This is a genomic window from Acinetobacter defluvii, from assembly GCF_001704615.3.
Taxonomy (GTDB): domain Bacteria; phylum Pseudomonadota; class Gammaproteobacteria; order Pseudomonadales; family Moraxellaceae; genus Acinetobacter; species Acinetobacter defluvii.
This window is the reverse complement of record NZ_CP029397.2, coordinates 826,423-845,691: the sequence shown is the minus strand read 5'-3', so window position 1 is coordinate 845,691 and position 19,269 is coordinate 826,423. Positions and strand designations below refer to the sequence as shown.

The following is a 19,269-nucleotide window of genomic DNA, read 5'->3' as shown; positions in this document are numbered from 1 at the left end:
ACAATTCATTTAACTTTGCTGGTTAAGGAGCTGAACTTTTAACTTGATTTTGTCTATAATTGCCTGCTTTCCTTCCCTCTTCGAGTTTTGAAATGTCTCCTCAAATTTACGATGTTCTGGTTATTGGTGCAGGTGCTTCTGGCTTAATGTTAGCAGCCAAAGCCGCAGCACGAGGTCGTAAAGTTTTAGTGGTTGAAAAAGCCAATAAAATTGGTAAAAAAATTCTGATGTCAGGCGGTGGAAAATGCAACTTTACCAACTTGTATGTTGAGCCTGAAAACTTTATTTCGCATAATCCTCATTTTGTAATTTCAGCACTTAGCCGCTATACCAATTGGGATTTTATTGGCATGGTCTGCGAATACGGCATCGAATACGAAGAGCGTAAACATGGACAATTATTTACTTTAAATGGTGCCAAAGAAATTTTAGCCATGTTGCTAAATGAATGTGAAAAAACTGGTTTCGTTGAAATTAAAACCAGTTGTGAAGTCAAAACTGTTCATGCAATAGATGAACAAGCTTTCCAAGTTGCGACCAATATCGGCTATTTTCAAGCCACATCTGTGGTGATCGCAAGTGGCGGACTTTCCATTCCAACTTTAGGTGGTTCGGATATTGGCTATAAAATTGCAAAGCAGTTTGGACATCATATTTTCCCAACACGAGCAGGTTTAGTCCCTTTCACTTTTTCTGATCAATTCAAAGAAGTAACCACTCGTTTAAGTGGCAATGCAGTTGAAGCAACACTCTCCAATGACTTAAATAGTTTTACTGAAGCATTACTGTTTACCCATCGCGGGCTGAGTGGTCCAAGCGCGTTACAACTTTCAAATTACTGGGATGTCGGGCAAAGTTTTAAAATTGACTTTTTACCTTCTGAAGATTTATTCGCATTCTTTAAAGCTAAAAAACATACCCAACCTAAAGTTTTACTGCGTACCTTGTTGGCAGAACGATTACCTAAAAGTGTGGTATTAGAATTACAACACTTAATTTGGGCAGAATATGCCGACACTGCGATTGCTCAACTCAGCGATGAAAAGCTTGAATATATCGCCCATAAGTTACAGCAATTTGAAGTTAAACCTTCTGGAACAGAGGGCTATCGGACTGCTGAAGTCACTTTGGGTGGTGTAGATACCACAGAAGTTTCATCAAAAACCATGGAAAGTAAAAAACAAAAAGGTTTATTTTTTATTGGTGAAATTTTGGATGTTACAGGACATTTGGGTGGTTTTAATTTTCAATGGGCTTGGGCATCTGCCCATGCTGCATCGGAATATGTTTAATCACAAATAAAATAAATTAGGCTTCAAATAATTCACTTCTAAATTCAAATAGAGCTGCATAATATTCCTTTTACGCAGTTCTATTCATCATTTATAAAAAATTGACTATTCTAAATAATCTGTTCTCAATAGCATGATTTTTGGATTACTTTCAATACGTTGCGTAGCAATATCCATCCATTGATATTCAGAAGCTTGCTTCCCACGACTCCCCACAACACGTTGATAAATAGACTGCATAATATAGATAAGTTTCATTTTTTAATTCCTTTTTAAACTTTGTTTCCTAAAAATTCATATCAAGATAATTTAGTTTTATGTCATAAATATGAATTACTTAAATTTATCTGATTATTTTTTAGGTGTCTATATTTTATACAACAATATTTACAACTTAGCTTATTTAAAGTCGTGATTAAGTTCACTCTTTCATTTCTGTTTGCGTATTGTCCTGCTCTTGCGTGGCAACTTCTTCAGTATCTCTCTTTTTAGGCTTAGCAAAAACAAACTTATAGGCACTGGCTAAAAAGCCAACGGTAATCCCCGCAATTACAATAGGAGCAATAAATTTATTTGGCTGTTTTTTTGACATGTTGTTTCTCCTAATTTATATTTTCATTTTACAAATAAAAAAGACCGGTCAGTGCATCCTGATCGATCTTGATTATAAATTACAGGTTAATTCAGGTCATCTTTTAACGGATAATCAGAATTTGGAGTAGATGAAGTACTTGATTGATCTAAATTAGTTTGATATTCAGACTCAATCGTTGGTGTATCAGTAGTAACTTGATCTTGCGGTACAGGCGGTGTGGTCGTTACTGTGCTTTGTTGTGCTAAAGGATTTGGTTTATTGCCTTCTTTTTTAGCTTTATCAATCAAATCAGTCAGTACTCGTTCTGCAGGTTGGCGTCCCCCCAGACCAAATGCCAAAGCGAAAGCAACAGCAACAGCACCTAAAGTTAGACCAAATGCAAGATTAACAATAGAATCTGCAATACCCATTGCACGTAATCCCATTGCGATCACAAGTCCCATGATCAAAATACGAACTAAGTTACCCAACCAACGGGAACTGTTATATTCACCACGTTGCACAACATTCGCTACGAGGTTTGCAAGCCAGAAGCCTATCACCAGTATCACCGCACCGAGTAAAATATCGGCACCAAACTGGATAAACATCGAAATCAACCCACTGATTTGCTCGAAGCCTAAACGGTTTGCTGCTTCAGACACGGCAAATAGCATAGTAAAGAATACAATCAGATAACCCAACACACTTGAGATTTTAGTGGTACCCAAAAAGCGTTGTACATCCAGTTTTGCAGGAACTTCATCCACACCTGTACCCGCAACCACTTCGGCTACCAAGCGTCCGACAAAACGGGATACCACATACGCTACGATTAAAATCAAGCCTGCTGCAATGATATGTGGAATCGCATACATAATTTCTGCTAGCATCGCTGTTGCAGGTTGTGAAATCGCTTGAATACCTAGCGCTTCAAATGCCACGATCAATGACGTAATCATCACAACCGCAAAGACAAAAGAACCTAAAAGTTTTGCTAAGTTACTATTTTTAAATAAACCAATTTTTTCAGCTTGTGCTTGTAGATTTAGGCTATTGCTCAATCCTTCCACAATACCACGTACAATTTTTGCCAAAATATATCCGACAAAAACGATCACACCAGCAATGAAAATATTAGGTAGATATGAAATAGCTTCATTCACCATATTTTGTACAGGGATGAGCAAGCCTTGTAGACCTAAAATAGACAATACAATTGGCAGGAATAACAATAAAATCAACCAATACACAATATCTGCAATATTATGACTAATTGGATTTACACCCACTTCTGCACTGAGTTTTTCATCCAATTGGGTACGGTCTAATAAATTTTTAAGCCCGACTTTGACCAAATTGGCAACAATCCATCCCACAAAACCAATGGCAATTGCAGCAAGCAACTGTGGAATAAACAATAAAAATTGCTGAATCATATTGCTAAATGGACTGCTGATACTGCTTAAATTCAGTACATTCAGCGCTCCGATTACAGCGATCACCATGACTACCCAAAAGATCACCCTTGAAACAATATTTTCAATATTTGAACGATGACCTGTGGCATTAGAAAGTTTTTGATTGGTTCCTAATTTGGTCAGTATTTTCTTAACGCCTGCTGCAATAATGAGTGCTAGAATCCATCCCACCAATAAAATTGCAATGGCTGCAATAATGGGCTGAAACTGTTCCCAATAATACATGGCGTCAAATCGCCCTCCTCGCGCACCTAAATAATCATTCATTGTTATTTCCTCTATTATCTTGATCAGTTATAAAACATGATTTATTACAAATGGCTTAAGTAACTTATTAATTTTTAAGCACCAAAGATGAAAATAATTTAAAAATCTCACATCCTTAATTTTATAAAAGCATGTTTGATAATTTTATAAGCAATAAAAAAGCGTGTCCTTTAAGGATCACGCTTATCTTTTGCGGCGTCTGTAGTTTCATCTATTGCTGTACCAATCGTATCTTGCTGGCGATCTGAATCATGTTCACTTGCAGCAGGTATAGACTGATCAGCAGAAGTTTCTCTAGGTGAAGGATTAATATCTACAAACATATAAAAAATTAGAGCTGCCAAAAAAATCCCAACAACAATTAAAATATAGACAGGTAAACGTCTTTTTTGTTGTTTTTCCTCAGCTCCCTCAACATGGGGCGGTTTATTAAAATCATGTACCATGCTTTCCCCCTTAATTTACGTAAATGGTGTTTTTTTATACTAACAAGCTCTATTGTTGTATTGTGTAAAAATTTTTATTTGTTAGTAAATCAAATCTCTAGCACTTTAAAAAAACTATTTTTAGCAAAACGAATGAGAAAAAGTGCTTATTCAGCCTAGTTTTTAGTATCGGCGTATAATTTAAGCTATACTAATGCCCCTCTTATTTGGCTATGGATCATATGGCTTATCAACGGCAAAGTGTCTTCTTAGATATAGACACAGATGTCACCCATCAATGCTTTTTGCATACTACACGTGATGAACATTTAATTGGGATTATTGAGTTTACAAAGCAAAGTTATGTTCTAAAGTGGGGAGATTTAGAATACTTCCGTCGTCGTACTGAAGAATTATCAGTCATGCCATTTCCTGACTGTATCAATGCCATGATTATTGATATTCGAAATGTTGCCCCTTATTTAGATAGTGACGTTCCGATTATTCCTTGGCGTTTGGTTGAAGAAGAGTGTCCGATTCGTATTGTGGTTCCACAAGAGCGCTTAGAGTTTTATTCAGGCTTTTTTGAACCTACATGGCTCAGTACAGACACCGAATCTGCCATCCATGAATTACGCGAATTTATGGATATGTTTGTACATTAAGCATAAAAAAGAGCATTTATATCCTCTATAAATGCTCTTCTATTTAAATACTCAAATTACTTTCAAAAACTAGATCAGCATTATAGTGTGCTAATCCGAACATATTACCAATAGTTTTCAACCGCAATATTACCCTCACCACGTCTGTTCATGGTTAAACCTCGTGCTTTCAAGGCATCTTTCGTATCATCCACCATTTGTGGATTACCACATAACATGACATGTGTGGTTTCAGGATTGAATGTTAAACCCACAAACTTTTCTAACTGACCATTTTCAATCAAAATCGGTAAACGATCATGTAAAGCGGCTTCTGGATCACGCGTGATAATTGGCACAAATTTAAAGCCTGTATGCCCTTCACCAAAATTGGCTGCAATTTCTTGGATGCGTTCCACATAAGCCAGCTCAGTAGCGGTACGCACACTATACACTAAAGTAATCTTTCGGTATTTTTGCCAAGTGTCAAAGTCTTGAAGCATAGAAATGAATGGCGCTAAACCTGTACCTGTTGCCAATAACCATAAATCATTGGGTAAAGGTAATTGATAGCGAGCCAGTGTTAAAAAACCATAAGGAACTTTTTCTAAATATAGCGCATCGCCTACTTGTAGATGCTGTAAATTTGATGTGAACGCACCTTCGGGTACCACGATCGAAAAGAACTCCAAAGTTTCATCAAAAGGAGATGAAACCACAGAATATGCTCTCACCACCAGATCATCTGCAACTTTAAGTCCGATACGGGCAAACTGTCCTGCTGTAAATTTAAAATGTGCTGGGCGGGTCATCGTAAAACTAAATAAGGTATTGGTCCAACGATGAACAGATAAAACTTTTTCTACGCTAAATTTTTCAATTGACATAATTTCAACGTGGCATGAATGACTGTGCTCATGGTAGCATGTCAGTATAATTTATTAATATTTATTTAAATAGACTTCTTTCATAAATCTCGTTTTTCACTTATCGGTGAAATCTCCAACAGATTTAAAATGCTTATGAAAAACGTCTCAAGTTAAGGCTATTCACATGCGCATGACTTTACGCCAATTGGCTGTTTTTGTAGCAGTCGCTCAAGAAGGTACCGTAACCAAAGCCAGTGATGCGGTTCGGCTAACACAAAGTGCTGCAAGTATGGCTTTGGCAGATTTAGAAGATGGACTCGGTGCGCCATTATTTGATCGTTTGGGGAAAAGACTTCAGCTTAATGATTTGGGTCGTTTTTTATTACCCCAAGCGTTAGAAATCTTAGGACGTTGCGAAGCTTTTGAACAAGCAGCAAAAGGTGAATTACAAAGTATCGATTTACGTATTGGTGCGACTTTAACCATTAGTGATTATTTGATGCCTGATTTGATGGCAGATTTTTTGCAAATTCGCCCGCAGGCTCATTTACAATTACAAGTCGGCAATACTCGTCAAATGATTGAAGCTGTGAATCAATTTCAGCTTGATTTAGCCATGATTGAAGGTTCTTGTCATTTACCCCAATTACAATGTATTCCTTGGCGTGATGATGAGCTTGCTGTCTGCTGCGCCGCTAGTCATCCTTTAGCACAGTTAAATCGTCCACTGACACCCGCAGATTTTTATGCTGTAGAATGGATTTTACGTGAAGAAGGTTCTGGTACACGTGAAGTTTTTGATCATGCTATTTTAAAAGATTTACCTGACGCAAATATTCGTTTGACACTGGGTCACAATGAAGCAATTTTAAAAATTGTGGCGGGCGGTTTAGGAATGTCTTGTATTTCAAAATTAGCGATTGAGCCTTTATTAGAAAAGCAACAATTGGTCATTTTAAATACTCCTTTTTGGTCACTGACGCGTCCTCTTTATATGCTTGTGCATCGTCAAAAGTATCAAGGACCTGGCTTACGTTCTTTTTTAAAGTTCTGTGAAGACCAAGTTGCTGAATAACCTAGAAGTTTAAATCCTAAGTGATTCACCGAAAATCACTTTTAAAAATAAGATTGATATTTAAAATGCTGCTTATTTTCTTAAAGCAGCATTTTTTTGCGCAGCGTTTTTCTTTTCTTGTTCTATTTTATATAGCTCTAGCTTAATATCTTGTTCTTGCTGATATTTTTGATACTTCTGATAAGCTAAATAGCTTACATTTGTGCCCAAGACTAAAACAATTCCAGTCACAATATAGAAAGGATTGATATGGATCTTGCGTTCCTTTTTCTCTTTAATAGGTTTCCATTTTCCATAGAGTATTTGAGTTTTTAAATTGAGATACATCGAATTTTCCTTAAAACTCGACATTTTTTTAAGAATCTCGGCTTCTGCTTGTTGGATTTGTCGGTCTGTTAATTCATCATCTGCCTGTTTTTTTGCCTGTAAATCATCAGGCTGTATCTTTTCTAAGCTTGTGATAGTTTTAACGCTGGAGATTAAATCTAAAGTTTTATTCTCTTCAAATGGTAAATGTTGGGCTATCTCTTGATTTAGGTCTAATTTAACCGCAGCATTTAAATTTAGTAGATCTTCATCTGTTTGAAGCCGATTTTGAACACTATGAGAGTTTTCTAATTTTGCCTCAATGTCATTCTCATGCGTTAGAGCTTCTAATTGGACATTTGCAGCTCGACTTTCAGAGGGTTCTGTTCTTTGAATAGACTCAGAAATGTGTGTAGAGTTATGTTCTACCTCTGATTGCATAACTGGATGATTATCATCAATATGCGGTTCTTCTAATAACGATGTATCATCACTTACAAGTCCAACAAGACTATCAGACGCACCTTGAATATTTTGCTGCGTAAAGATGGTTTGAGAATTGTGGTGAATAGCAGAAGTTATTGTTTCATCAATTTTTAATTGTTTATCTGTAGGAGATTTAGGGTCAAATATCTCCTGCTGTATTTTCATATGTTGTGATACATCTAAATCAGCTGGATCATCTGTATGACTTAAAAGCTGTATATCTCTTGCATTATTGATTTCTAAATCAAATTTATCACTTGAAGCTCTATCTAAAGAAGGTGCAGTACTAACTTCGTTTGTAATTTTTAAGATTGTTTTTTCTTTGATTGAATATTCATCATTGAGAACGATTAAGTTGTCATTTAATTGTTTTTTGGCTTGTGGAGCAAGATTTTGGATTATCTGCCCAATTCGTTCTTGGGTATGTGTGACAGCTTCAACAGCTTCAACAGCTTCAACAGCTTCAACAGCTTCAACAGCTTCAACAGCTTCAACAGCTTCAACAGCTTCAACAGCTTCAACAGCTTCAACAGCTTCAACAGCTTCAACAGCTTCAACAGCTTCAACAGCTTCAACAGCAGGATAGGCTTTTTCTTCACTGCTTAACAAGCGTAGGCGTGTGAGTACCGACTTTCGACTTAAACGTTTTGATCGAGTTTTATTCTTTTCTTTTAATAACGAGGTATAAGCATCTGTCAGGGGAGCTGCATTTTTGATATCTAAACGCACAATACAATTTGCAGCTAATTGATCTGTAGCATTGAATACAGCACATTTGATTCTTTCACCAATTTGCGGCTGTATATCTGAATTGGGGAAATCAGATAAATGAAAATGAATAATACGTTGATCTTCAAGTAATTCAATATATCCTATTTTATTTTTAGAATCATACTGAATAACTTTCCCTTTATAAAACATAAGTTGGTTCTCTAATTTTTTATAATATAATAATGTCAAATAAAAAAAGGAAGCTCGAAAGCTTCCTGATCATCTTACTAAATTTTAGTCTTTTTGCACACTACCAAAAATTTTATCGCCTGCGTCTCCAAGTCCTGGCACGATATAACCATTTTCATTTAATCCTTCATCAATTGAAGCAGTGAAAATGGTGACGTCTGGATGTGCTTGTTCTACACGTTGAATCCCTTCAGGTGCAGCAACCAATACCATTACACGAATATCTCTACAACCACTCGCTTTAAGTACATCAATCGCTGCAACCAATGATGAACCTGTTGCAAGCATTGGATCAATAATCATCGCAATACGGTTTTGCACATCTGGTACAAGTTTTTTGTAATAAGTACGTGCTTCTAAAGTTTCTTCATCACGCTCTAAACCAAGTACAGACACTTTAGCACTTGGAATCAGATTTAAAAAACCTTCTAACATACCAATCCCTGCACGTAAAATTGGTACAACTGTAATTTTTTTACCCGCAATACGATCTACAGTGACTTTGCCATTCCACCCTTCAGTTTCATGGTCACATACAGGTAAATCTTTAGTCGCCTCATAGGTCAGGAGCATTGTGACTTCTTGTGCGAGTTCACGAAAATTCTTGGTACTAATATCAGCACGACGTAATAAACCTAATTTATGACGAATAAGCGGATGGCGAATTTCTTGAATGGGCACGGGAGAACACCTAAAAAGATAACAGTAAATTTCCATTATTATAAATGTTTTTTATATAAGATATAAGAAAGCCCTCAATGTTTGAGGGCTTTTTTTGTTAAATCTGATCGTTTTTATAGATTATTGCTGTTGGCTCAACATCATATGAATCGGTGAAAGAATTTCAGATTTAAGTGCTAAGTCGATTAGTGGATCTGGGTAGACACCAATAATTAGAACAAGAGCAGCAGCACCTAAAACCATAAGACCACCTACTTTTTGTCCCCAATGATCAACCGCATCAATACGAGGATTTTCAGGTGGAGTCATATACATCACAACCATCACACGCAAATAGTAGTATAAACCAATACCACTACCCACAATAATCATTGCAGCCAAGAACCAATGCTGCGCTGTTACTGCTGACATTACTACCAAGAACTTGCCGATAAAGCCTGCAGTCAATGGAATACCTGCGAGTGACAACATCATTACAGTTAATGTTGCAGTCAACACAGGGCGACGCCAAAATAAACCACGATAGTCTGCAAGTGATTCAGCTTCATCCACATTGTTATATGGGCTTGACATCAACGCAACTGCACCAAAAGCACCGATTGTCGTTAATGTATAAGTTGCAATATAAACTGTGACACTGCCTAAGCTTGCATAGCTTGTACTAACTAAAGCAATCAATAAATAACCAAAATGTGCAATCGAAGAATAACCTAAAATACGCTTTAAGTTTACTTGACGCACTGCAAGGAAGTTACCAACTAAGATAGAAAGTACTGCAATCACGGTAATGATTGTTACGATTGATGGTACTAAAATTGCACCAGAAGTCAAAATGTAACGAACCAATAAGCCGATGGTTGCAACTTTTGCTACTGTCGCCAAGAATGTTGCGATTGGCGCAGGCGCGCCTTGATAAACATCAGGTGTCCATTTATGAAATGGTGCAAGTGAGAGTTTAAAGCCAATTGCAAACACAATCAGACCTAAACCTAAAATCACCATCGGTTGTTGAATTGCTTGGAATAAAGCTGGTACAGCATCATAGAATGCTAATGAACCTGTATATGCATATACATACGCCATCCCCATCAACAACATTGCAGACGCCGTTGCTGAAAGAACTAAATATTTAATCCCCGCTTCTAACGATTTTGCACGTTGATGTGTATATGCCAATAGACCATACACAGGAATTGACATCAACTCTAAACTAATAAAGAACGAGGCAAAGTGTGAGCTTGCCACCATTAACATTGCCCCTGCTACAGAGATCAACATTAAGATATAAAGCTCTTCACGATGATCTTTATAGGTTTCGATATAGGCATGCGCTAAAGTACAGCAAGCCAAAGCAGCAACAATAGCAAGCAGTTGATAGAACAATGTAAATGGATCAACCATAAACATGCCCATGACATTAGATGGTGCAAAATCACCACCAAACATCATGATCAATACATCAAGCGCTGCAAGGTTTAAACCCACCACTGAGGCAGTTGCAATCAAATTATGATTACGTTTGATTGCAGTTAAGATCATCACCACGACTGCAGTCAACGCTACAATCATGACAGGTGCCAAAGGCATGAGATCCGAAAATGACATTGTGAAGTTCATGATTATTGGATCTCCACATTTGCTTGAGAAACAACCTGTTGAGTTGATTCAACAATTTCTTGAACAGGAATATAGCTATTTGCAATCCACCGCATACTTGAGTTTGAAACATCTAAGAATGTTTGTGGATACATACCCAACCATACCAAACCAATTGCACAGACCATCAAAAGAACAATTTCACGTGCAGTCAAGTCTTTGAGTGGTGTTGCATAATGTTGTTTCTGCGCTTCGTTTGGTGTTCCAAATAAAGCCTTGTGGATCAAAATAAGACCATACAGACCCGCAAACACTAAACTGATCGCAGCAATAATCGTGAATGTTGGGAATTTACCAAACGCACCCATCAAGATCAGGAACTCACCAATAAAGTTACCTAAACCAGGAATACCGACTAATGCCGCAATAAAGAACATTAAGAAGAATGGTAAATATTGGAACTGACCACGGATACCTCCCATCAAGCGTAAATCACGGGTATGTAAACGCTCATACACTTGACCACACATAATGAACAATGCAGCAGAAGATAAACCATGTGCCAACATCATGATCATCAGACCTTGGAAGGTCAAAATATTACCTGCATATAGAGCAAGTAACACGAAGCCCATGTGCGAAATAGACGTATACGCCAGTAAGCGTTTCATATCTGTTTGTTGGAATGCACACCAAGCGCCGTAGAAGATACCAATTAAACCAAAGATGATCGCAATATCTGCAAATTGTGCAGATGCTGCTGGGAAGAACGGAATCACGAAGCGTAATAAACCGTAAGCCGCAGTTTTAATCAAGATACCTGCTAAGTCGACAGAACCTGCTGTAGGTGCTTGCGCATGCGCATCTGGTAACCAACCATGTAATGGAAACACAGGAAGTTTTACTGCAAACCCGATGAACATACAGATCATTAATGCATAAGCGATATGAGGTGCTTGTGCATCTAAAGTACGTGCAACCGCCATCAAGTAATAATAGTCAAAGCCAATCGTACCTGACATCATGTATCCATAGATCACAAGACCTAGAATACCCACAAGCATGATCAAACCTGCAACTTGTGTATAAATAAAGAACTTAGTCGCTGCATATACACGCGATTTGCCTGCTGCTCCAGTATGACCCCAAAGTGCGATCAAGAAGTAGATTGGAACAAGCATCATCTCCCAGAAGAAGAAGAACAAGAACAAATCAATTGCAAGGAAAACACCGATGACCCCGCCCAAAGACCATAAAAGGTTTAAGTGGAAGAAACCAACGTTCTTTTGAATTTCCCCAAATGAACAACCTACTGCAAGTACACCAAGCAATGCAGTTAAGCCGACCATAAGAAGTGAAAGGCCATCAACAGCTAAATGGATATTAATCCCTAAAGACTTGATCCACTCAACCTGAAATTGTGCTGCCCAAGATGGGACTTGTTGTCCCAACTCATATGTAAAACCACCTTGGCTCCAAAGCACACCTGTTAAGCCCAAAGTAATGAGCATACCAATCAATGCAATGTAACGAGGTAAATGGTCATCGAGCTTATCGACTACCCAGCAAAGAAAACCTGCAATAAAAGGTACAAGAATTAATGCGGGTAAAATCCAATTGTTTGTGATTTCCATCTTATTTCCCCACTACCTGAATCACGATCAAGATCATCAGCAATACCACTACACCGAGTGACATACTTGATGCATATTCACGTAATGAACCTGTTTGACGGGCACTTGTAAATTTATTACCACCTTTCACAATTGCAGGTAAAACTAGCCATAAACCATCAATTGGGTCACGACCAAGAACTTTTGCAATCAATAAGTAAGGTTGCACAAATACAAGGTTATATAATGAGTCGAAACCAAATGCATTGCGGCAAATATTGGCTAAACCTGCACCAAATGAAGTTGTTGCAAAACCTTTGACCGCATTGTATGCAAATGCAAACAACACTACACCCACGACTAAACCAGCAAGTGCAATACCCACTGCGGTATATTCAGCAGAATGCATACCATGCATCAACGCTTCTGTTGGTACATTGAACACAGGAATTTGCGCAGCAGTGAGTGCTTTTTCTACTGGTGCTTTTAAGAAATAAGCCAAACCTGTAGAAAGTACCGCAAGAATACCTAAAGGGAGCCAGTAAGTTGCACCTTTGATTTCATGATAAGGCGTATTTTCTTTGCCGAAGAATACAACCCAAATTAAACGGAATGTATAAATCGAGGTTAAGAATGCACCTGCTACACCGACCCAATATAACCAGCCGAATGCTGCATTTGCTTGACCTTGTACCCAAACTGCGCCCAAGATCGCATCTTTCGAAAAGAAACCAATGGTCACAAACGGAATTGCAGCAAGTGCACCACCACCGATGGCGAAGCAAGCAAATAAGAATTTATTTTTGTAGAACAAACCACCCATTTTGAAAATGTTTTGTTCGTGATGGTAAGCTAAGATCACCGCACCAGAAGACAAGAATAATAATGCCTTGAAGAATGCGTGAGAAAGCATGTGGAATAAACCTGCTTGGTAAGCTTCTGCACCTACAGCCATAAACATATAACCGAGCTGACTCATGGTTGAATAAGCAAGAATACGTTTGATGTCGGTTTGAACCAATGCCGCAAAACCAGCAACCAGTAATGTTACTGCACCTGTAATGGCAATAAATTGCATGATTTCAGGTGTCATTTCAAACACAGTGAACATACGGCAGCACAGATAAACACCTGCAGTTACCATTGTTGCAGCGTGGATCAATGCTGATACAGGTGTAGGACCTGCCATCGCATCCGCTAACCATGTTTGTAATGGGATTTGTGCAGATTTACCCGCAGCACCTAAGAACAACATGAGTGAAGTCCAAAGTGCAAGATTATGGTCAAGCGCTAGCACTTGAGAAGCATTGGCAACGATTGTACCAATATGCAAAGTACCAAACTGTTGATAAAGCAAGAACAATGCGATGAGTAAGAAAACATCACCTACACGTGTTACGGTAAATGCTTTAATCGCAGCCATACCATTTGAAGGGTTTTGGTAATAGTAACCAATTAACAGATAAGAACACAGACCTACACCTTCCCAACCAAGGAATAACAACGCTAAGTTGTCACCCAACACAAGCACAAGCATGCTTGCCACGAATAGGTTGAAATAAGAGAAGAAGCGTGCAAAGTCCGCTTCACCACGCATATACCATGTTGCGAAAATGTGAATCAGAAAACCTACACCTGTGATCATGCCCATCATTAACAATGATAAGCCATCTAAATGTAAGCTCACCCCTGGTGCAAAACCACCAACATTAAACCAAGTCCACAAATGCTGTGTTTGTGCAACAGAATCATTGTTGACAAAGTCCATGCCAGCAATCAAGGCAAATAATGCAGACAAACCTACAGAACCTGCACCAATGATTGCAGCAACATTTTCAGGAAGTTTATTGCGCCCTGCCGCCAAAAGGATAAAGCCAATCAGCGGAAATAAAATTGTTAAATATAAATAGCTCATCCGCGCATCTCACTAGCAGCATCTACATCCAAGTGATGGAAGCGATGATAGAACTGAAGGACGATCGCAAGACCGATACACGCCTCTGCTGCAGCAAGGGTCAAAATTAAGATAAACATAATTTGACCATCAGGTTGTACCCAAGCACTTCCTGCAACAACGAATGCCAACGCAGCAGCATTCATCATGATTTCAAGGCTCATCAACATAAATAAAAGATTGCGTCGTACCATTACACCGTAAAAGCCAAGTGCAAAAAGGATAGATGCAACGATTAGACCATGCTCTAAAGGGATATTGCCCATTATTCTGTATCCTCTTCTGCACTTGGTTCACGTTTGCCTAAGTGGAATGCTGCAACCAATGCTGCAAGCAATAACATTGCGGCTACTTCAACCAATAATAAGTAGTGTGTAAAGAGTGCTTGACCGACTGCTTTAGGTCCCACCATTTGCGTACCTAAAACATGCTGTGTTTGGGTATAGTCAGAACCTAACATCCAAACTAGACATAAACCCATCAAGAAACTCATCAATGCTGGATATGCCCAAGCATCAGAAGTCAACCATTTGCGCTCTTGATCAACGGTATGTTGACCAAGATTCAGCATCATCACCACGAAGACGAACAACACCATAATTGCGCCTGCATAGACAATCACTTCTAATGCTGCTGCAAATGGTGCGCCAATGATTAAGAAAATTCCTGCAACTGCAAGCAATGACACGATTAAGCTTAATAACGCATGTACAGGATTCGCATTGGTCACAACACGAATTGTAGAAACAATGGCCACGAGAGCCATTAAATAAAATGGCCACATCATGGTAGTAAGCTCCGTACGTCAACAGGTGCGCTTTCACGTTGCGCTTGACCTTTTTCTTTACCGTCAATTGCCATACCCGTTACACGATAGAAGTTGTAATCAGGGTATTTACCTGGACCAGAAATCAGTAAGTTTTCTTTCTCATAGACAAGGTCTTGGCGTACATATTCACCAAGTTCAAAGTCTGGTGTTAACTGAATCGCAGTCGTTGGGCAAGCTTCCTCACACATCCCACAAAAAATACAACGTGAGAAGTTAATGCGGAAAAATTCTGGATACCAACGTCCATCTTCTTTTTCAGCTTTCTGTAATGAAATACAACCTACAGGACATGCAACCGCACATAAGTTACACGCAACACAACGCTCTTCACCATCTGGGTCACGAGTTAATACGATACGACCACGGTAGCGTGGTGGTACGATTTGTTCGGCTGGAACTTCAGGATATAAAATCGTATCACGAGGACGAACAGCGTGTGTAAACACCATCCACAGTGAGCGAACAATTGTTCCTACTCCAGCTAGAATTTTATACATTTTGTACTCCCTGCTGTCCTAGGCTTGATTCATCAGAATCACAGCACCAGTCACCAAAAGGTTAACCAATGCGAGTGGTAAACACACTTTCCAACCAAAATTCATCACTTGGTCATAACGAGGACGCATTAACGAACCACGTGCCAAAACAAACATCATGACAAAGAATACTGTTTTGATGATGAACCAGAAAGCATCTGGAATGAATGGAATATCTAAATTAAATGGCGCTAACCAACCACCAAAGAATAATGTCACGATCAATGCTGAAATCAGGATAATGTTGACGTATTCAGCAACGAAGAACATCCCCCATTTCATACCACCATACTCGACATGGTAACCTTCAGCTAACTCTTGTTCAGCTTCAGGTTGGTCAAATGGATGACGATGCGTTACCGCAACACCTGCAACCACAAAGATCAAGAAACCCAAGAATTGTGGAATAATAAACCAAACATCACGTTGTGCTTCTACGATGTCACGCAAGTTAAAAGAACCTGCAATCGCCACCACACCCATGAGCGAAATCCCTAAGAATACTTCATAAGAGATCGTTTGAGCTGCAGAACGTAAACCACCCAATAATGCGTATTTGTTATTTGATGACCAACCACCAAACAACACAGCATAGACTGCGATCCCCGCCATTGCCATAAAGAACAATAAGCTGATGCTCATGTCCGCTACACCTAAATAAGGTGAAATCGGAATAACCATGAATGACAGTACCGCAGTTGCCATTGCAACTGCTGGAGCCATACGGAAAGTGAGTTTATCTACGAATTTTGGTGTCCAATCCTCTTTGAACATGATTTTCAACATGTCGGCAACGATTTGGAACATACCGCCTGGACCAACACGGTTTGGACCGTAACGGTCTTGCCATAAACCGAGTAAACGACGCTCGATAAATGACATGAGCGCAGCAAATAAAACTACAACCAACATGATTACAATTGCTTGAATCACACTGTAAGCAATTGGCCAATCTTGTGCCCATGTCGGGAGGGCGCGTAAAGTTTCGTTCATGAATTACACTCCTACCGCCACAGATACAGGTTCAGCAAGAGAAACGGTTGGTGCTTGTCCAACTGGGTATCCAATATAACCTGTAGGTAAATATTCAATCACTTGCACTGGAAGACTAATCGTTGTTTCACCTGCTTTCACAGTGATTTTCTGACCATCCTGAACATTTAAACGTGCTGCATCTTGCTCACCGACTGCAAACATTGCTTCAGGAATACGTGACTCCATGGCAGGTGTTTTTACTGTGAATTCGCCAGAGGCAAAAATATGATGCATCGGTACTAAACGGAAACTATCAGGGTTTGCAACGAGTGCAGTTGGTGCGACATAACTACGTGTAGGACGTTTCGGTAAACGATCAAACAAACGTACGCCTGCATCACCACCTTTTAAGTGACCGCCCACTTCGTCTTGGTATTTGTTCCAAGATTGTGGAGAGTTCCAACCTGGTGCCCATGCAAATGGCACTAAAGACGCTGCTTTTTGTGGACCAACATAACCTTCCATAGAGAATGTTAATGCAGAGTCTACATCTACAGGCTGTTTTGGCTCATGTACATTCAGAGGCGCACGCATTGCGGTACGACCTGAGTAACGACGAGGTTCACGTGCAATTTTCAAACCATGCACACGGTAGCCTGCATCTGGTGCAACATCTTGGATCGCTTCTAAAGCAGGAACATTATTTACAACGCTTTCAATCACGTCATCTAACAATGTCCAAGAAATCGCTTTACCTTTCACACCCGTTTCAATGGCATGTAACCAGCGCCATGATTCTTTAATCGCAAGTTCTGGTTTATAGTAACTTGGATCATAGATTTGGTAGAAACGTTGTGCACGACCTTCTTGTGATACAACCGTACCATCACCCTCAGCAAAACTCGCAGCAGAAAGTACCACATCTGCAGCTTGTACTGTTGCAGTTTCTGAATGATCCAATACGATCACGTTTTGTGCTTTAGCCAATGCCGCTTGTACTTGTGTTGCAGGTAAACGACGGAACAAATCATTTTCAACAATAATGATTGACTCATACTCTTGAGCAAATGCTTGTTCTAAGCTTAAACCACCAAATAATGCCAAGCCCATTGAGTTCACTTCAGGCACAGTCAAGCTTAAACCTGCATTTGCACCAAGATTCTGTGCAACTTGTGCAGCAGCTTCCATGATCGCAGCATCTTGTAAACTTGTACCAGAAATAATCAACGGTTTTTTCGCAGCTTTTAAGGTGTCGGCAATGGTCTGTGCAAATGCTTTCGCATCCTCATCTAAACCTAAAATGCTTTCACCTTTTACCGCAGCAGCAACCGCAAAACCTAAACGCGCAATATCATTTGGAGAGGCAACCACTTCACCTGTTGCTACATCTGCCAGACGTGTTTGCGTTGCAGCCAAAATGTAAATCGGAGATTTTGCATCTTGACCAATACGTTTAACAGGTTCAGCCAACCACTCTTGGGTACGACGTTCTGCTGCCATTTCTTTGGCTTTATTTTTTGCCGCTTGACGAACTGACAATGCCATACGTGGCGCAGTTTGGGTAAGGTCTTCACCTAAGATCAATACCGCATCATAGCTTTCAATCTCACGCATATTCGGGTTATAAATACCCTCGGTTTGCATGATCGATGCAGCAAGTTCAACTAAGCTTTGCTCTTTTTGAGACATACCTGTTGAGTAGTTGTCTTGTCCAACCAACGCACGAAGTGCATAGTTAGATTCGAGTGATGCACGTGGCGAACCAATACCCAAGACTTTTTTGCCCTGAACATTGGCAATAACAGTATCCAATGCTGTATCCACTGAAACAGTTTGAACATCAGCACCTTTACGGAATTGTGGTTGACGTGGACGATCTTCACGGTTCACATAACCTGCGCCAAAACGACCTTTATCACAGAGGAAGTATTGGTTAACTTCACCATTGAAACGGTTTTCTACACGACGTAACTCACCATAACGCTCACCCGGTGAAATATTACAACCTGAAGAACAGCCTTGGCATACGCTTGGCGCATACTGCATGTCCCATTTACGGTTATAACGCTCAGAATGCGTTTTATCGGTAAATACACCTGTTGGGCATACTTCAGTCAAGTTACCAGAAAATTCAGACTCTAATGTACCTGATTCTGGACGACCAAAGTAAACACGTGAAGCGTTAGCATACACACCAAAGTCCGTACCACCTGCGTAATCATTATAGTAACGAACACAACGGTAACACGCGATACAACGGTTCATTTCATGTGCAATGAACGAACCTAATTCTTGGTTGTAGTGCGTACGTTTAGTAAAACGATAACGACGACGATCGTGACCTGTCATCACAGTCATATCTTGCAAATGACAGTGACCGCCCTCTTCACAGACTGGACAGTCATGTGGGTGATTCGTCATTAAGAATTCCACGATCGACTCACGGAAATCTTTTGCTTCTTTGTCTTCAATCGAAATATAGGTATTGTCAGCAGCAGGTGTCATACATGACATGACCAAACGACCACGCGTATCTTCTGGATTTGCGTATTGAGTCACGGCACATTGACGGCAAGAACCGACAGAACCTAAGGACGGATGCCAACAAAAGTACGGAATATCAATTCCCAAAGACAAACATGCTTGTAGCAAGTTCTCTGAGCCATTGACTTCGTACGATTTGCCATCGACATGAATTGTAGCCAT

The 19,269-nt window shown here is 39.5% G+C and carries 18 protein-coding genes; 3 read left to right on the top strand and 15 right to left on the bottom strand.

Features of this window, described 5'->3' with window-relative positions:
* Positions 1 to 92 precede the first annotated feature (92 nt).
* Positions 93 to 1,292: a BaiN/RdsA family NAD(P)/FAD-dependent oxidoreductase gene (locus tag DJ533_RS06390; RefSeq protein WP_065993668.1), complete on the top strand. Its 1,200-nt coding sequence runs from the start codon at positions 93 to 95 to the stop codon at positions 1,290 to 1,292.
* Between the two features lie 105 nt (positions 1,293 to 1,397).
* On the opposite strand, the gene DJ533_RS18645 is transcribed toward DJ533_RS06390, so the two are convergent.
* The 4 genes from DJ533_RS18645 to DJ533_RS06380 form a co-directional block, all read right to left on the bottom strand.
* Positions 1,398 to 1,550, bottom strand: a complete 153-nt coding sequence (locus tag DJ533_RS18645; RefSeq protein ID WP_171488538.1) for a hypothetical protein — start codon at positions 1,548 to 1,550, stop codon at positions 1,398 to 1,400.
* 163 nt (positions 1,551 to 1,713) lie between these two features.
* Complete coding sequence (locus DJ533_RS18640; RefSeq protein ID WP_171488537.1) at positions 1,714 to 1,884, bottom strand: hypothetical protein; 171 nt, start codon at positions 1,882 to 1,884, stop codon at positions 1,714 to 1,716.
* An 86-nt stretch (positions 1,885 to 1,970) separates the two neighbouring features.
* Positions 1,971 to 3,614 (bottom strand): mechanosensitive ion channel, encoded by a 1,644-nt coding sequence (locus DJ533_RS06385; RefSeq protein ID WP_065993669.1) that lies wholly within the window; start codon positions 3,612 to 3,614, stop codon positions 1,971 to 1,973.
* 170 nt (positions 3,615 to 3,784) lie between these two features.
* The gene (locus DJ533_RS06380; protein ID WP_065993670.1) at positions 3,785 to 4,060 is read right to left on the bottom strand and encodes a hypothetical protein; all 276 of its coding nucleotides are present in this window, start codon (positions 4,058 to 4,060) and stop codon (positions 3,785 to 3,787) included.
* Between the two features lie 221 nt (positions 4,061 to 4,281).
* On the opposite strand from DJ533_RS06380, the gene DJ533_RS06375 reads away from it, so the two are divergent.
* Positions 4,282 to 4,704 (top strand): hypothetical protein, encoded by a 423-nt coding sequence (locus tag DJ533_RS06375; RefSeq protein WP_065993671.1) that lies wholly within the window; start codon positions 4,282 to 4,284, stop codon positions 4,702 to 4,704.
* 104 nt (positions 4,705 to 4,808) lie between these two features.
* Here DJ533_RS06375 and DJ533_RS06370 read toward each other — a convergent pair whose 3' ends face one another.
* Entirely contained in the window at positions 4,809 to 5,570 is a 762-nt protein-coding gene (locus DJ533_RS06370) for a ferredoxin--NADP reductase (protein ID WP_065993672.1), read from the bottom strand.
* A gap of 166 nt (positions 5,571 to 5,736) precedes the next feature.
* Here DJ533_RS06370 and gigC point away from each other — a divergent pair, with 166 nt between their 5' ends.
* A complete protein-coding gene (gene gigC / locus DJ533_RS06365) occupies positions 5,737 to 6,627 on the top strand; it encodes a LysR family transcriptional regulator GigC (protein WP_065993673.1) in 891 nt (296 codons plus the stop codon).
* A 72-nt stretch (positions 6,628 to 6,699) separates the two neighbouring features.
* Here gigC and DJ533_RS18635 read toward each other — a convergent pair whose 3' ends face one another.
* The 10 genes from DJ533_RS18635 to nuoG form a co-directional block, all read right to left on the bottom strand.
* On the bottom strand, positions 6,700 to 8,340 hold the full coding sequence (locus tag DJ533_RS18635; RefSeq protein WP_171488536.1) for a hypothetical protein: 1,641 nt from the start codon (positions 8,338 to 8,340) through the stop codon (positions 6,700 to 6,702).
* Positions 8,341 to 8,424: 84 nt separating this feature from the next.
* A complete protein-coding gene (gene upp / locus DJ533_RS06350; RefSeq protein WP_065993675.1) occupies positions 8,425 to 9,060 on the bottom strand; it encodes a uracil phosphoribosyltransferase in 636 nt (211 codons plus the stop codon).
* 120 nt (positions 9,061 to 9,180) lie between these two features.
* Complete coding sequence (gene nuoN / locus DJ533_RS06345; RefSeq protein WP_065993676.1) at positions 9,181 to 10,677, bottom strand: NADH-quinone oxidoreductase subunit NuoN; 1,497 nt, start codon at positions 10,675 to 10,677, stop codon at positions 9,181 to 9,183.
* 2 nt (positions 10,678 to 10,679) lie between these two features.
* The gene (gene nuoM / locus DJ533_RS06340) at positions 10,680 to 12,284 is read right to left on the bottom strand and encodes an NADH-quinone oxidoreductase subunit M (protein WP_171488600.1); all 1,605 of its coding nucleotides are present in this window, start codon (positions 12,282 to 12,284) and stop codon (positions 10,680 to 10,682) included.
* 7 nt (positions 12,285 to 12,291) lie between these two features.
* Entirely contained in the window at positions 12,292 to 14,184 is a 1,893-nt protein-coding gene (gene nuoL, locus DJ533_RS06335) for an NADH-quinone oxidoreductase subunit L (protein WP_065993678.1), read from the bottom strand.
* The gene (gene nuoK, locus DJ533_RS06330) at positions 14,181 to 14,489 is read right to left on the bottom strand and encodes an NADH-quinone oxidoreductase subunit NuoK (protein WP_065993679.1); all 309 of its coding nucleotides are present in this window, start codon (positions 14,487 to 14,489) and stop codon (positions 14,181 to 14,183) included. The genes nuoL and nuoK overlap by 4 nt, the downstream gene beginning before the upstream one ends.
* Positions 14,489 to 15,007 (bottom strand): NADH-quinone oxidoreductase subunit J, encoded by a 519-nt coding sequence (gene nuoJ / locus DJ533_RS06325; protein WP_171488599.1) that lies wholly within the window; start codon positions 15,005 to 15,007, stop codon positions 14,489 to 14,491. Before nuoJ ends, nuoK begins: the two co-directional genes overlap by 1 nt.
* A complete protein-coding gene (gene nuoI, locus DJ533_RS06320) occupies positions 15,007 to 15,549 on the bottom strand; it encodes an NADH-quinone oxidoreductase subunit NuoI (RefSeq protein WP_065993681.1) in 543 nt (180 codons plus the stop codon). Before nuoI ends, nuoJ begins: the two co-directional genes overlap by 1 nt.
* A gap of 18 nt (positions 15,550 to 15,567) precedes the next feature.
* Complete coding sequence (gene nuoH, locus DJ533_RS06315; RefSeq protein ID WP_065993682.1) at positions 15,568 to 16,581, bottom strand: NADH-quinone oxidoreductase subunit NuoH; 1,014 nt, start codon at positions 16,579 to 16,581, stop codon at positions 15,568 to 15,570.
* Between the two features lie 3 nt (positions 16,582 to 16,584).
* Positions 16,585 to 19,269 carry an NADH-quinone oxidoreductase subunit NuoG gene (gene nuoG, locus DJ533_RS06310; RefSeq protein WP_065993683.1) on the bottom strand — a complete coding sequence of 895 codons (2,685 nt, stop codon included), beginning with the start codon at positions 19,267 to 19,269 and terminating at the stop codon, positions 16,585 to 16,587.

Bases quoted from the DNA above. Each gene is read 5' to 3' on its own strand.
- DJ533_RS06390 (WP_065993668.1), top strand. From the start codon at position 93: ATGTCTCCTCAAATTTACGATGTTCTGGTTATTGGTGCAGGTGCTTCT.
- DJ533_RS18645 (WP_171488538.1), bottom strand. From the start codon at position 1,550: ATGAAACTTATCTATATTATGCAGTCTATTTATCAACGTGTTGTGGGG.
- DJ533_RS18640 (WP_171488537.1), bottom strand. From the start codon at position 1,884: ATGTCAAAAAAACAGCCAAATAAATTTATTGCTCCTATTGTAATTGCG.
- DJ533_RS06385 (WP_065993669.1), bottom strand. From the start codon at position 3,614: ATGAATGATTATTTAGGTGCGCGAGGAGGGCGATTTGACGCCATGTAT.
- DJ533_RS06380 (WP_065993670.1), bottom strand. From the start codon at position 4,060: ATGGTACATGATTTTAATAAACCGCCCCATGTTGAGGGAGCTGAGGAA.
- DJ533_RS06375 (WP_065993671.1), top strand. From the start codon at position 4,282: ATGGCTTATCAACGGCAAAGTGTCTTCTTAGATATAGACACAGATGTC.
- DJ533_RS06370 (WP_065993672.1), bottom strand. From the start codon at position 5,570: ATGTCAATTGAAAAATTTAGCGTAGAAAAAGTTTTATCTGTTCATCGT.
- gigC (WP_065993673.1), top strand. From the start codon at position 5,737: ATGCGCATGACTTTACGCCAATTGGCTGTTTTTGTAGCAGTCGCTCAA.
- DJ533_RS18635 (WP_171488536.1), bottom strand. From the start codon at position 8,340: ATGTTTTATAAAGGGAAAGTTATTCAGTATGATTCTAAAAATAAAATA.
- nuoN (WP_065993676.1), bottom strand. From the start codon at position 10,677: ATGAACTTCACAATGTCATTTTCGGATCTCATGCCTTTGGCACCTGTC.
- nuoL (WP_065993678.1), bottom strand. From the start codon at position 14,184: ATGAGCTATTTATATTTAACAATTTTATTTCCGCTGATTGGCTTTATC.
- nuoK (WP_065993679.1), bottom strand. From the start codon at position 14,489: ATGGGCAATATCCCTTTAGAGCATGGTCTAATCGTTGCATCTATCCTT.
- nuoJ (WP_171488599.1), bottom strand. From the start codon at position 15,007: ATGTGGCCATTTTATTTAATGGCTCTCGTGGCCATTGTTTCTACAATT.
- nuoI (WP_065993681.1), bottom strand. From the start codon at position 15,549: ATGTATAAAATTCTAGCTGGAGTAGGAACAATTGTTCGCTCACTGTGG.
- nuoH (WP_065993682.1), bottom strand. From the start codon at position 16,581: ATGAACGAAACTTTACGCGCCCTCCCGACATGGGCACAAGATTGGCCA.
- nuoG (WP_065993683.1), bottom strand. From the start codon at position 19,269: ATGGCTACAATTCATGTCGATGGCAAATCGTACGAAGTCAATGGCTCA.